Here is a 12,871-nt window from a genome sequence, read left to right on the forward strand (position 1 = left end):
GCGTGCCCGCGCCCGAGTTCCTCTCCCTGTGCCCCGTCCGTGCCGCCGTGCCCGGTGACGAGACCGCGCTCGGGGAGCTCGACCGGGCCACCTGGTCGACCCTCCACGCCGTGCAGCCGAGGCCGCAGCCGCCGTACGGGCCGTTCTTCGACGACCGGCACCCGCCCGCCGAGTTCCTGGTCGCCGACGCGGTCACCGGCACCGGCGAGGTGCGTCCGGCCGGCTACATCCGGCTCGCCCGCCCCACCCCGCTCGCCTGCAACGCCCACGTCCTGCAGATACAGGGCCTCGCCGTCGCCGACTGGGCCCGGCGCCAAGGGGTCGCGCGCACGCTGCTGCGCGCCTCCTTCGCCGAGGCCCGGCGCTTGGGCGCGGGACGGCTCACCCTGCGCGTACTCGGTCACAACACCGCCGCGCGGGCGCTCTACACGGCGGAGGGCTTCGCCGTCGAGGGCGTACTGCCGGGGGAGTTCTTCCTGGGCGGACAGTACGTCGACGACGTCCTGATGGGCCGCTCGCTGACGGCATGAGCCCCGGCGGGACCGGAGACCGGGGAGGCGTCAGACCGCTCCGAAGCGTTCCCAGAGCGCGGGGAAACGCTCCGCCAGCGCCGTGTCGTCGTCGAAGCCGAAGGGCGTGCCCGCGGGCTCCGAGGCCTGCGGCGGCAGCCCCAGATCGGGTGCGACCACCCCGGTGAGCTGCTCGTAGGCCTCGTCGGCGGCGTAACCGAGGTCCTCGCCGTCCCCGTCGAGCTCCTCGTCGAAGTCGTCCAGCAGCTCGGCCAGGGCGTCCGGGTCGTGCATGGCGCCCTCGAAGACCTCCCGGCCCTGTGCGATCAGCCAGCAGCGGAAGTAGTCGAACGCGTCGTCGCTCGCCCCGCCGAGCAGCACGGCCGCCGCACCCCACAGGTCCCAGCGGTAGGCGCGGTTGTAGCGGGCCTCGAAGTGCCGGGCGAAGTCCAGTACGGAGTCGGGATCGAGCCGCACCAGCCGTTCGACGAGCAGATCGGCGTGATCCTCGGGGTCGCCCTCGGCGGCCTCGCGGGTGCTGTCGACGATCTCCCAGAACTCCGTCTCGTCCATCACGGGTCCAGCATCTGCCCCGGTGACGGGCGACGCACGCCCAGACACCGAAATGAGGCCTTCGGCATCACGTACGGGCCGTTTCAGCGGTAGAGGTCGCGCAGTCGTTCGGCGGTATCGGCAAGACGTTCGCGCAGAGCGGTGGGTGCCAGGACCTCCACCTCGGGACCGAGGGGCAGCAGTTGGCTGTACGCCACCTCCTCGGACTCGACGGGCAGGACCACCGTGCGCAGCCCGCCGGCGTCCGGTTCCGCGGCCCCGGACAACGCCTCTTCGGCGGCGGCCCGGTCCACGACGTGCGGCAGCCGCCGTACACCCGCCTCCGACAGCCGTACGGTCACCTCGGTGCGCAGGATCGACCGGGCGAACTGTGCGGCCCGCTCCTCCCAGAAGCGCGGCAGGTCGAATTCCTCGTCCCGCACGAAGCGGTCCTCCGAGACGGAGACGGCGGTGAAGCGGTCGATCCGGTACACCCGGAAGTCCTCCCCGGCCCGCGCGCAGAGGTACCAGACCCCTGCCTTCAGGACGAGTCCGTACGGGGCGAGCTCCCGCTCCACCTCGCCCGAGGGCGTGCGGCGGTAGCGGGCCCGGACGAGCCGGTCGTCCCATACGGCCTCGGCGACGGCGGGCAGCAGCTCGGGGGTGACCGGGTCCTGGTACCAGCCGGGCGCGTCCAGGTGGAAGCGCTGCGAGACGGTGTGCGAGGCGCCCCGGAGCGAGGGGAGCAGGGCGGCCGAGACCTTCAGCCGGGCGGCCGAGGCGGCGTCGTCGAGCCCCATCTCGCGCAGGGCGGAGGGCAGCCCGGACAGGAAGAGGGCCTCGGCCTCATGACGGGCCAGCCCGGTGAGCCGCGTGCGGTAGCCGCCGATGAGCCGGTAGCCGCCGGTCCGGCCGCGGTCGGCGTACACGGGCACACCCGCCTCGGAGAGCGCCTGGGCGTCCCGGGTCACGGTGCGCGCCGACACCTCCAGCTCCCGCGCCAGTTCGGCGGCGGTCATGGAGGGCCGGGACTGCAGGAGCAGCACCATCTTGATCAGCCGGGCAGCACGCATGGCCCCCATTGTGGGGCGGCCCGGCGAGCACGGCGGGGGCGGGTACCGGGGCGACCCGGTACCCGCCCCCGCGCGGACTCACATCCCGTACTTCTCGCGGGCCTCCTTGACCTTCGAGACCGGGATCTCGCCACGTCGTGCCAGCTGGGCCAGCGCGGCGACCGCGACGGACTGCGGGTCGACGCCGAAGTGCCTGCGGGCGCCCTCGCGGGTGTCGGAGAGGCCGAAGCCGTCCGTGCCGAGCGAGGACCAGTCCTGCTCCACCCACTGGCTGATCTGGTCCGGGACCGCGCGCATCCAGTCGCTGACGGCCAGGACCGGGCCCGGGGCACCCGACAGCGCCTGGGTCACGTACGGCACCCGCTCCTCACCGCGGAGCAGCGCCTCGTCGGACTCCAGCGCGTCGCGGCGCAGCTCGCCCCACGAGGTGGCGGACCAGACGTCGGCCGTGACGCCCCAGTCGGCGGCGAGCAGTTCCTGGGCCGCCAGGACCCAGTGGATCGCCGTGCCGGAGCCCAGCAGCTGGATCCGGGGCGCGTCCGCCGTGGCGGGCGTGCCCTCCTTGAAGCGGTACAGGCCCTTGACGATGCCCTCCTCGACGCCCTCCGGCATCGCGGGCTGCTGCTTCGGCTCGTTGTAGACCGTCAGGTAGTAGAAGACGTCCTCGGCCTGGGGACCGTACATCCTCCGCAGACCGTCCTTGACGATCACCGCGATCTCGTACGCGAACGCCGGGTCGTAGTTGAGCGACGCGGGGTTCGTGGACGCGATCAGGTGCGAGTGGCCGTCCGCGTGCTGGAGGCCCTCACCCGTCAGGGTCGTACGGCCCGCGGTGGCACCGACGATGAAGCCCTTGCCGAGCTGGTCGGCCAGCTGCCACATCTGGTCGCCGGTCCGCTGCCAGCCGAACATCGAGTAGAAGATGTAGAACGGGATCATCGTCTCGCCGTGCGTCGCGTACGACGAGGCGGCGGCGATGAAGTCGGCCATGGCACCGGCCTCGGTGATCCCCTCGTTGAGGATCTGGCCGTCCTTGGCCTCCTTGTAGTACATCAGCTGGTCGCGGTCGACCGGCTCGTACGTCTGGCCGAGCGGCGAGTAGATGCCGGCGGAGGGGAACAGCGACTCCATACCGAAGGTACGGGCCTCGTCGGGGACGATCGGAACCCAGCGCCTGCCGGTCTCCTTGTCCCGCATCAGGTCCTTCACCAGGCGGACGAACGCCATGGTGGTGGCCATCTCCTGCTTGCCGGACCCCTTGTACAGGGCCTTGAACGCGCGCTCCTCCGGCTCGGGCAGCGCCACGGCGTGCACCCGGCGGGCGGGGGCCGGGCCGCCGAGGGCGGCACGGCGCTCCTGGAGGTAGCGGACCTCGGGGGAGTCCGCGCCCGGGTGGCCGTAGGGGACCAGCCCGTCCTCGAAGGCGCTGTCCGGGATCGGGAGGCCGAGCAGCTCGCGCATGCCCTTGAACTCGTCGATCGACAGCTTCTTCATCTGGTGGTTGGCGTTCTTGGACTCGAAGCCCTTGCCGAGGGTGTAGCCCTTGACCGTCTGGGCCAGGATCACGGTCGGCGCGCCCTTGTGCTCGAGGGCGGCGCGGTAGGCCGCGTACACCTTGCGGGCCTCGTGGCCGCCGCGGGAGCTGTAGAAGCACTCGGCGATCTTCGCGTCGCTCAGGAGTTTCGCCAGCTCGACGAGCGCGGGGTCGGTGCCGAAGAAGTGCTCGCGGATGTAGGCCACGTCGCGCGTCGCGTACGTCTGGAACTGCGCGTCCGGGACCTCGCGCAGGCGGCGGATCAGCGCGCCCGTGGTGTCCAGCTGGAACAGCTCGTCCCAGGCGTTGCCCCAGAGCGTCTTCACGACGTTCCAGCCGGCCCCGCGGAACGCGCCCTCGAGCTCCTGGACCACACGGAAGTTGGCGCGGACCGGGCCGTCGAGACGCTGGAGGTTGCAGTTGATGACGAAGGTCAGGTTGTCGAGCTGCTCACGGGCCGCGAGGGCGAGGGCGGCGGTCGACTCGGGCTCGTCCATCTCGCCGTCGCCCAGGAAGGCCCAGACGTGCGAGTTCGACGTGTCCTTGATCTTGCGGTTGGTCAGGTAGCGGTTGAAGCGCGCCTGGTAGATCGCCGAGAGTGGGCCGAGGCCCATCGACACCGTGGGGAACTCCCACAGCCAGGGCAGCCGCCGCGGGTGCGGGTAGGAGGGCAGGCCGTCGCCACCCGACTCCTGGCGGAAGTTGTCGAGCTGCTGCTCGCTGAGGCGGCCGTCGAGGAAGGCGCGGGCGTAGATGCCGGGCGAGGCGTGGCCCTGGATGTAGAGCTGGTCGCCGGAGCCGTCACCTTCCTTGCCACGGAAGAAGTGGTTGAAGCCGGTCTCGTACAGCCACGCCGCCGAGGCGAACGTGGCGATGTGACCGCCGACGCCGTACCGGGCGCCACGGGTGACCATCGCGGCCGCGTTCCAGCGGTTCCACGCGGTGATCCTGGATTCCATCTCCAGGTCGCCGTCGAACGCGGGCTCGGCGGAGGTGGGGATGGTGTTGACGTAGTCGCTCTCCAGCAGCTTGGGCAGCGCGATGCCGGCGCCCTCGGCGTGCTGGAGCGAACGCCGCATCAGGTACGCGGCGCGGTGCGGGCCCGCGGCCTTGGTGACGGCGTCCAGGGAGGCCGCCCACTCGGCGGTCTCCTCGGGGTCGCGGTCCGGGAGCTGGTCGAGCTCGCTCGGAAGCTTTGCTACGGGGTCGGTCATGATCGCCGCCTTCCGGAGTGGGAGGGGGTGGAGAAGGCCCTGACTGGCAGGACAGGGCGATCGGGCCGGTGGGCCCGCGACTGAACTGTAAGTCGCCGATCGATGATCGATCAAAGGGTGAAGGGTAAAACTTCTTGATATGAAGAAAAGTGGCATGCGGTGCCGCGAAACAGGGCACGGAGTGACTGGATCAACGGGGCGAAACGGGCGCCGACCTGCACGGTGGAGCGCCCCGCGCCGCAGATGGGCGCGACGGTCCGCAGGGCCTCAGGCGCGCGGCGCGCACCCGAGGACATGCTCCTTCACCAGCACGCCGATCTGCGGGTCCCGCCGCAGAAACGCCTCGATGAGCGCCTCGTGCTCCTCCGCGTACGACTTCTGCACCGTGCCCAGCCAGCGGATCGACAGGGCCGTGAACACCTCGATGCCGAGCCCCTCCCAGGTGTGCAGCAGCACGGCGTTGCCGGCGGCCCGCACCATCTCCCGGTGGAAGCCCACCGTGTGCCGCACCTGCGCCTCGCCGTCGGCCAGCCGGTCCGCCTCGTACAGCGCCGCGACGTGCGGGGCGAGCGCCGAGCAGTCCTCGGCGAGCGCGGGGGCCGCCAGCTCCGCCGCGATCTGTTCCAGCCCGGCCCGCACGGGGTAGCTCTCCTCGAGATCGGCGGCGGTCAGATTCCGGACCCGTACGCCCTTGTTGGGCGCCGACTCGATCAGCCGCAGCGTCTCCAGCTCCCGCAGTGCCTCGCGCACGGGCGTCTGGCTGACCTCCAGCTCGGTGGCGATACGGCGCTCCACGATCCGCTCGCCCGGCTTCCAGCGCCCGCTGACTATCCCTTCCACGATGTGCTCGCGGATCTGCTCGCGCAGCGAGTGGACGACGGGCGGGGTCATGACGGGCTCCTTCGGGCGAACCGGTGCTGCTCTCCACCAACACGGCGTCCGAGGGCGACCGGTGGTGTCTAGACAATACGGCGGCGCCCCCGCCCGGAGGTGTTCCGGACGGGGGCGCCGCTGGTGAGGCTGGTTACAGCTGGACTGCTCAGAGGCCGAGCTCGACCTCGAACTCGCCCGCCTCGAGGATCGCCTTGACCGTGGTCAGGTAGCGGGCGGCGTCCGCGCCGTCCACCAGACGGTGGTCGTAGGAGAGCGAGAGGTAGGTCATGTCGCGGACACCGATGACGGTGCCCTCGGCGGTCTCGATGACCGCCGGACGCTTGACCGTGGCACCGATGCCCAGGATGGCGGCCTGGTTCGGCGGCACGATGACCGTGTCGAACAGCGCACCGCGCGAACCGGTGTTGCTGACGGTGAAGGTCGCACCGGACATGTCGTCCGGGGTGAGGCCGCCACCGCGCGCCTTGCCGGCCAGCTCGGCGGTCTTCTTCGCGATACCGGCGATGTTCAGGTCGCCCGCACCCTTGATGACCGGGGTCATCAGACCCTTCTCGGCGTCCACGGCGATGCCGATGTTCTCCGAGTCGAAGTACGTGATGGTGCCCTCGTCCTCGTTGATCCGGGCGTTGACGACCGGGTGGGCCTTCAGCGCCTGGGCCGCCGCCTTCACGAAGAACGGCATCGGGGACAGCTTGACGCCCTCACGGGCGGCGAAGGACTCCTTCGCCTGGTTGCGCAGCTTCATCAGCTTCGTGATGTCGACCTCGAGCACCGTGGTCAGCTGGGCCTGCGAGTGCAGCGCCTTCATCATGTTGTCGCCGATGAGCTTGCGCATGCGGGTCATCTTGACCGTCTGACCGCGCAGCGGGGACGCCTCGAGCTTCGGCGCGGCCTTGGCCGCGGGAGCGGCGGCGGCGGCCGGAGCCGGAGCGGCGGCGGCCTTGGCGGCCTCCGCGGCGGCCACCACGTCCTGCTTGCGGATGCGGCCACCGACGCCGGTGCCCTTGACCGCGCCCAGGTCGACACCGTTCTCGGCGGCGAGCTTGCGCACCAGCGGCGTGACGTACGCGCCGTCGTCACCCGACGGAGCGGCGGCGGGTGCGGCCGGAGCCTGCGCGGCCGGAGCCGGGGCGGGCGCGGCCGGTGCCGGAGTCGGTGCCGGAGCGGCCGGAGCCGGTGCCGGTGCCGGTGCCGGGGCGGCGGGTGCGGGAGCCGGGGCGGCGGGTGCGGCCGGAGCCGGCTCCGGTGCCGCGGCGGGGGCCGGAGCGGCCTCTGCCGGAGCGGCGGCGGGCGCGGCACCCGGAGCGCCGATGACGGCGAGCTTGGCGCCCACCTCGGCGGTCTCGTCCTCACCGACGACGATCTCCAGCAGCACGCCGGAGACCGGCGCGGGGATCTCGGTGTCGACCTTGTCCGTGGAGACCTCGAGCAGGGGCTCGTCCTCCGTGACCTCCTCGCCGACCTCCTTCAGCCAGCGGGTGACGGTGCCCTCGGTGACGCTCTCGCCGAGCGCGGGGAGGGTGACGTCCGTGCCGGAGGCGCCACCGGCCGGAGCGGCGGCGGGCGCCTCCTGGGCGGGAGCCTCGGCGGCGGGGGCCGGGGCCTCCTCGGCCGGAGCGGCGGCCGGAGCCTCCTGGGCCGGGGCCTCGGCGGCCGGAGCCTCGGCGGCGGCGGGGGCGCCCGAGCCGTCGTCGATGACGGCCAGCTCGGCGCCGACCTCGACGGTCTCGTCCTCGGCGACCTTGATGGACGACAGGACGCCGGACGCGGGCGCCGGGATCTCGGTGTCGACCTTGTCGGTCGAGACCTCGAGCAGCGGCTCGTCGGCCTCGACGCGCTCGCCCTCGGCCTTCAGCCAACGGGTGACAGTGCCCTCTGTGACGCTCTCGCCGAGCGCCGGAAGGGTTACGGAAACCGACATGGTTTCAGTTGCTCCTTACGAAAGTGCGGAAGTGGTCGGTCGTCCCCGGGACTGGATCAGTCGTGGGAGTGGAGAGGCTTGCCGGCCAGGGCCAGGTGGGCCTCGCCCATCGCCTCGTTCTGCGTCGGGTGGGCGTGGATGAGCTGCGCGACCTCGGCCGGCAGCGCCTCCCAGTTGTAGATCAGCTGTGCTTCGCCGACCTGCTCGCCCATACGGTCACCGACCATGTGGACGCCGACCACGGCACCGTCCTTGACCTGGACGAGCTTGATCTCGCCCGCGGTCTTCAGGATCTTGCTCTTGCCGTTGCCCGCCAGGTTGTACTTGAGGGCCACGACCTTGTCCGCACCGTAGATCTCCTTGGCCTTGGCCTCGGTGATGCCGACGGAGGCGACCTCGGGGTGGCAGTACGTCACCTTCGGCACGCCGTCGTAGTCGACCGGCACGGTCTTGAGGCCGGCGAGCCGCTCCGCCACCAGGATGCCCTCGGCGAAGCCGACGTGGGCGAGCTGGAGGGTCGGGACCAGGTCACCGACGGCCGAGATCGTCGGGACGTTGGTCTGCATGTACTCGTCGACGAGGACGTAGCCGCGGTCCATCGCGACGCCGGCCTCCTCGTAGCCCAGACCCTGCGAGACCGGGCCGCGGCCGATCGCGACCAGCAGCACCTCCGCCTCGAAGGTCTTGCCGTCGGCGAGCGAGACCTTCACGCCGTCCTGCGTGTACTCGGCCTTGTCGAAGAACGTGCCGAGGTTGAACTTGATGCCGCGCTTGCGGAACGCGCGCTCAAGAAGCTTGGAGCTGTTCTCGTCCTCGACCGGGACCAGGTGCTTCAGGCCCTCGACGATCGTGACGTCGGTGCCGAAGGACTTCCACGCCGAGGCGAACTCGACGCCGATGACGCCGCCGCCCAGGACGATCGCGGACTTGGGCACGCGGTCGAGCTTCAGCGCGTGGTCCGAGGAGATGACGCGGTTGCCGTCGATCTCCAGGCCGGGCAGTGACTTCGGCACGGAGCCGGTCGCCAGGAGCACGTGGCGGCCCTGGACGCGCTGGCCGTTGACGTCGACCGAGGTGGGCGACGAGAGCCGGCCCTCACCCTCGATGTAGTGCACCTTGCGCGAGGCGACAAGACCCTGCAGACCCTTGTACAGGCCCGAGATCACGTCGTCCTTGTACTTGTGGACGGCCGCCATGTCGATGCCCTCGAAGGTGGCCTTCACGCCGAACTGCTCGGCCTCGCGGGCCTGGTCGGCGATCTCGCCGGCGTGCAGCAGCGCCTTCGTCGGGATGCAGCCGTTGTGCAGGCAGGTGCCGCCGACCTTGCCCTTCTCGATCAGTGCGACGTCCAGGCCCAGCTGAGCCCCGCGCAGGGCCGCGGCATAACCGCCGCTACCACCGCCGAGGATCACTAGGTCGAAAACGGTGCTGGCGTCGTTCGCCACGTCACGTCCTCCATGCATGTGCGCCGTACGCCGGGCCCCGTCGCTGGGGTGTGACCGGCCGGTCGGCTGGTGTTCGGCCGCTTGCGTTATTCGGCCCTGTGGTGGGGGCCCTGTCCTGCCGAGAACCCATCTTCGCACTTGTTGGGGACGGACGGGACGCGGGCCCCTGCTCCGAGCCGGACCGGGATTCGGTCCGCACGGTTACCGATACGTACAGATTTCCGGAAAAATGGCGGTCGGAGCCACCGGGGGAACGCCCACGGCCCCGGACGTATGCCCGGGGCCGTGGGCGCCGCGAGCGGACCCCGCGCGCGGGGTCCGCTCGCGGACGTCGGCTCCGGGACTCAGCCCAGGTCGCCGGCCGCGGTGCGCTCGGCCAGCCGCACCAGGGTGCGGACGGCGGAGCCGGTGCCGCCCTTGGGCGTGTAGCCGTACGGCGCGCCCTCGTGGAAGGCGGGGCCCGCGATGTCCAGGTGCGCCCAGGCGATGCCCTCGCCCACGAACTCCTGCAGGAACAGGCCGGCCACCAGGCCGCCGCCCATCCGCTCACCCATGTTGGCGATGTCGGCGGTCGGGGAGTCCATGCCCTTGCGCAGGTCGGCGGGGAGCGGCATCGGCCAGGAGGCCTCGCCGACCTCCTCGGCGATCTCGTGGATCGACGTGCGGAAGGCGTCGTCGTTGGCCATCACACCGAAGGTGCGGTTGCCCAGCGCCAGGACCATCGCGCCCGTCAGGGTCGCGACGTCGACGATCGCGTCCGGCTTCTCCTCGGAGGCGCGGGTCAGCGCGTCGGCGAGGACCAGTCGGCCCTCCGCGTCGGTGTTCAGGACCTCGACGGTCTTGCCGCTGTACATGCGCAGCACGTCACCGGGGCGGGTGGCGTTGCCGGACGGCATGTTCTCGGCGAGGGCCAGCCAGCCGGTGACGTTGACCCGGAGGCCGAGGCGGGAGGCCGACACGACGGCGGCGAACACGGCGGCGGCACCCGCCATGTCGCACTTCATCGTCTCGTTGTGCCCGGCCGGCTTCAGCGAGATGCCGCCCGAGTCGTAGGTGATGCCCTTGCCGACCAGGGCGAGCGTCTTCTCCGCCTTGGGGTGGGTGTAGGACAGCTTGACCAGGCGCGGGCCGTGCGTGGAGCCCTGGCCGACGCCGAGCAGACCGCCGAAGCCGCCCTTGACGAGCGCCTTCTCGTCCAGGACCTGCACCTTGATGCCGTGCTCCTTGCCGGCGGCGGTGGCCACGGCGGCGAAGGACTCGGGGTACAGGTCGTTGGGCGGGGTGTTGATCAGGTCGCGGGCGCGGTTGATCTCCTCGGCGACCGCGACGGCACGCTCGGCGGCCGCCTTGAAGGCCTTGTCACGCGGCTTGCCGCCGAGCAGGGCGACCTCGCCGAGCGGAAGCTTCGCGTCCTTGCCGGACTTGGCGTCCTTCGGGGCGAGCTTGTTCTCGCCGCCCTGGTACGCGGTGAACGCGTACGCGCCCAGCAGGGCGCCCTCCGCGACGGCCCCGGCGTCCTCGGCGGACTCCGTCGGCAGCGCGAAGCCGGCCTTCTTCGAGCCCTTCAGCGCACGCGCGGCGCTGCCCGCCGCCCGGCGCAGTGCCTCGGCGTCGTACGCGTCGTCCTTCGCCGGGACCGGGCCCAGCCCGACCGCGATCACGACCGGGACCTTGAGGCCGGACGGAGCGGGGAGCTTGGTCACCTCGCCCTCGGCACCCGAGGCGCCCAGGGTCTCCAGGACGGCGGCGAGCTTGCCGTCGAACGCCTTGTCCACGGCCTCGGCGCCCGGTGCCACGACCAGGCCCCCAGCCTTGGATCCGGCGTCCTTGGCGACGCCGACGACGAGTGCGTCGGCGCGCAGCGTCGCCGCACCTGAGGTGCTGAGAGTGAGAGCTGTCACGGTGGTGAAATCTCGCTTCCGTTGAGTCTTCTGCCGGTCTGTGTCGGTCGAGGGGGTGGCCGACCGTGCCCGGCGCATCGTAGACGCAGCCGCGATGCGCCGGGAATGAGCCTACGCGCGCCGTTGGTCCCGGCTCACGGGGGCGGGGCCGTCGGTCCCCGTCAGCCCGTCGCCAGCACGAGCAGGGCCGTGGTCACGGCCGTCTCTTCCAGTGCGCCGAACACGTCACCGGTCACCCCGCCGAAGCGCCGCACGCAATGACGCAGCATCACCTGGGCGGCCACCAGACCGGCCGGGACCGCGAGGGCGTGGTGCAGTGCGCCGCCGTGTCCGAGCAGCGCCCCGGCAGCCGCGCAGCACGCCAGCACCGTGCAGGCCACGGCAGCCGCACCCCGCGGCGGCACCGTCCCCGCCACCGCGGCCCCCAGGCCCTCCGGCCGGGCGGGCGGGACGCCCCGGCGCGAGGCCAGCGTGAGCGCGAGGCGGGCGGTGACGGCGGCGACGACCGTGCCCAGCGCGCCGTCCGCCCAGCCGCGGCCGTACAGCTCGAAGAGGGCCGCGACCTGGGCCAGCAGCACGAACACCAGGGTGATCACCCCGAACGGTCCGATGTCCGACTGCTTCATGATCCGCAGGGCGTCCTCGGCCGGTCTGGCGCTGCCGAGCCCGTCGGCCGTGTCCGCGAGCCCGTCCAGGTGCAGTCCGCGGGTGAGCGCCGCGGGGAGCGCGGCGGAGGCCACAGCCGCCGTCAGGGGGCCCGCCCCGGAGAGCAGGAGCAGCACCCCCGGGACCGCGGAGATCAGGCCCACGACGAGTCCGGCGACCGGGGCGCACAGCATGCCCGCACCGGCGGTCCCGCGGTCCCATCGGGAGACGCGGACGGGGAGCGCGGTCAGGGTGCCGAAGGCGAAGCGCAGGCCGTGGCTGTTCAGGGGGGTCACCGCGCGCACGCTAGCCGGTGCGGCGGCACGCCGGATCGGGCAGAGTGATCCGAAACGTCAGAAGTGGGGCAGGGAAGGGCCTTCGGGTGGAGGTGGCATGGGTCACTGGTTCCAGCAGAACGTCGTCGAGCCGGGCAAGCTCCCCCTGCTGCTCGCCCTGACCGCCTTCGTGCTGACCTTCGCGATCACCCGGATGATCACCCGGATGATCAGGGCCGGTAAGGGGCCGTTCCGCAACTTCACACCCGGCGGTGTGCACGTCCACCACGTGGTGCCCGGTGTCGTGCTCTCGGTGGTCGGAGGCTTCGGCGCGGTCGCGAGCGGTCAACACGGCGCGGCCGCCGGGATCTTCGCTGTCGTCTTCGCCGTGGGGGCGGGCCTCGTCCTCGACGAGTTCGCGCTGATCCTGCACCTCGACGACGTCTACTGGACGGAGGAGGGCCGCCAGAGCGTGGAGGTCGTCGTCCTCACCGCCTCGCTCGTCCTGCTGGTGCTCGCCGGATTCTCACCGCTCGGGGTGGACCAGCTCAGCGGCGAGGAGCAGCAGAACAGACTCGGCGTCGTCCTGACCTACGTCGTCAACTTCGGCTTCGTGCTCGTCGCCCTGTTCAAGGGCAAGGCCCGGATGGCGGTGATCGGCACGCTCGTCCCCTTCGTGGCGCTGATCGGAGCGATCCGGCTGGCCCGGCCCGCCTCACTGTGGGCCAGGCGCTTCTACCGCCGGCGCCACCGGGCCCGTGCCAGGGCGGTGCTGAGGGCGTATCACCACGACGTCCGCTGGGTCGGACCGCGACGCCGCTTCCAGGACCTGATCGGAGGAGCCCCGGACAGGACCCCGCTGCCGGGACCCCGCCCGGGTGGCGGCGGGGACTGAGGCCCGCCGCCCG

At 71.9% G+C, this 12,871-nt stretch carries 10 protein-coding genes; 2 read left to right on the forward strand and 8 right to left on the reverse strand.

Annotated features, from left to right (window positions below; translation table 11 throughout):
• Positions 1–2 precede the first annotated feature (2 nt).
• A complete protein-coding gene (locus LWJ43_RS24400; protein WP_277334350.1) occupies positions 3–530 on the forward strand; it encodes a GNAT family N-acetyltransferase in 528 nt (175 codons plus the stop codon).
• A 30-nt stretch (positions 531–560) separates the two neighbouring features.
• On the opposite strand, the gene LWJ43_RS24405 is transcribed toward LWJ43_RS24400, so the two are convergent.
• From LWJ43_RS24405 to LWJ43_RS24440, 8 genes are all read right to left on the reverse strand, one after another.
• Positions 561–1,082, reverse strand: a complete 522-nt coding sequence (locus tag LWJ43_RS24405) for a DUF4240 domain-containing protein (protein WP_277335978.1) — start codon at positions 1,080–1,082, stop codon at positions 561–563.
• Positions 1,083–1,165: 83 nt separating this feature from the next.
• Positions 1,166–2,134, reverse strand: coding sequence for a helix-turn-helix transcriptional regulator (locus LWJ43_RS24410; protein ID WP_277334351.1), 969 nt, complete (start codon positions 2,132–2,134; stop codon positions 1,166–1,168).
• Between the two features lie 78 nt (positions 2,135–2,212).
• Positions 2,213–4,882 (reverse strand): pyruvate dehydrogenase (acetyl-transferring), homodimeric type, encoded by a 2,670-nt coding sequence (gene aceE, locus LWJ43_RS24415; RefSeq protein WP_277334352.1) that lies wholly within the window; start codon positions 4,880–4,882, stop codon positions 2,213–2,215.
• A gap of 267 nt (positions 4,883–5,149) precedes the next feature.
• On the reverse strand, positions 5,150–5,773 hold the full coding sequence (locus LWJ43_RS24420; protein WP_277334353.1) for a GntR family transcriptional regulator: 624 nt from the start codon (positions 5,771–5,773) through the stop codon (positions 5,150–5,152).
• A gap of 148 nt (positions 5,774–5,921) precedes the next feature.
• Entirely contained in the window at positions 5,922–7,697 is a 1,776-nt protein-coding gene (gene sucB / locus LWJ43_RS24425; RefSeq protein WP_277334354.1) for a 2-oxoglutarate dehydrogenase, E2 component, dihydrolipoamide succinyltransferase, read from the reverse strand.
• A gap of 56 nt (positions 7,698–7,753) precedes the next feature.
• Positions 7,754–9,142 (reverse strand): dihydrolipoyl dehydrogenase, encoded by a 1,389-nt coding sequence (gene lpdA / locus LWJ43_RS24430; RefSeq protein WP_277334355.1) that lies wholly within the window; start codon positions 9,140–9,142, stop codon positions 7,754–7,756.
• Between the two features lie 344 nt (positions 9,143–9,486).
• Positions 9,487–11,043 carry a leucyl aminopeptidase gene (locus LWJ43_RS24435; protein WP_277334356.1) on the reverse strand — a complete coding sequence of 519 codons (1,557 nt, stop codon included), beginning with the start codon at positions 11,041–11,043 and terminating at the stop codon, positions 9,487–9,489.
• Between the two features lie 161 nt (positions 11,044–11,204).
• Positions 11,205–11,984 carry an adenosylcobinamide-GDP ribazoletransferase gene (locus LWJ43_RS24440; protein ID WP_277334357.1) on the reverse strand — a complete coding sequence of 260 codons (780 nt, stop codon included), beginning with the start codon at positions 11,982–11,984 and terminating at the stop codon, positions 11,205–11,207.
• Positions 11,985–12,081: 97 nt separating this feature from the next.
• Between LWJ43_RS24440 and LWJ43_RS24445 the strand changes: the two genes are divergently transcribed.
• Complete coding sequence (locus LWJ43_RS24445; RefSeq protein WP_277334358.1) at positions 12,082–12,858, forward strand: hypothetical protein; 777 nt, start codon at positions 12,082–12,084, stop codon at positions 12,856–12,858.
• Positions 12,859–12,871 lie beyond the last annotated feature (13 nt).

The organism is Streptomyces sp. JH34, assembly GCF_029428875.1.
GTDB lineage: Bacteria > Actinomycetota > Actinomycetes > Streptomycetales > Streptomycetaceae > Streptomyces.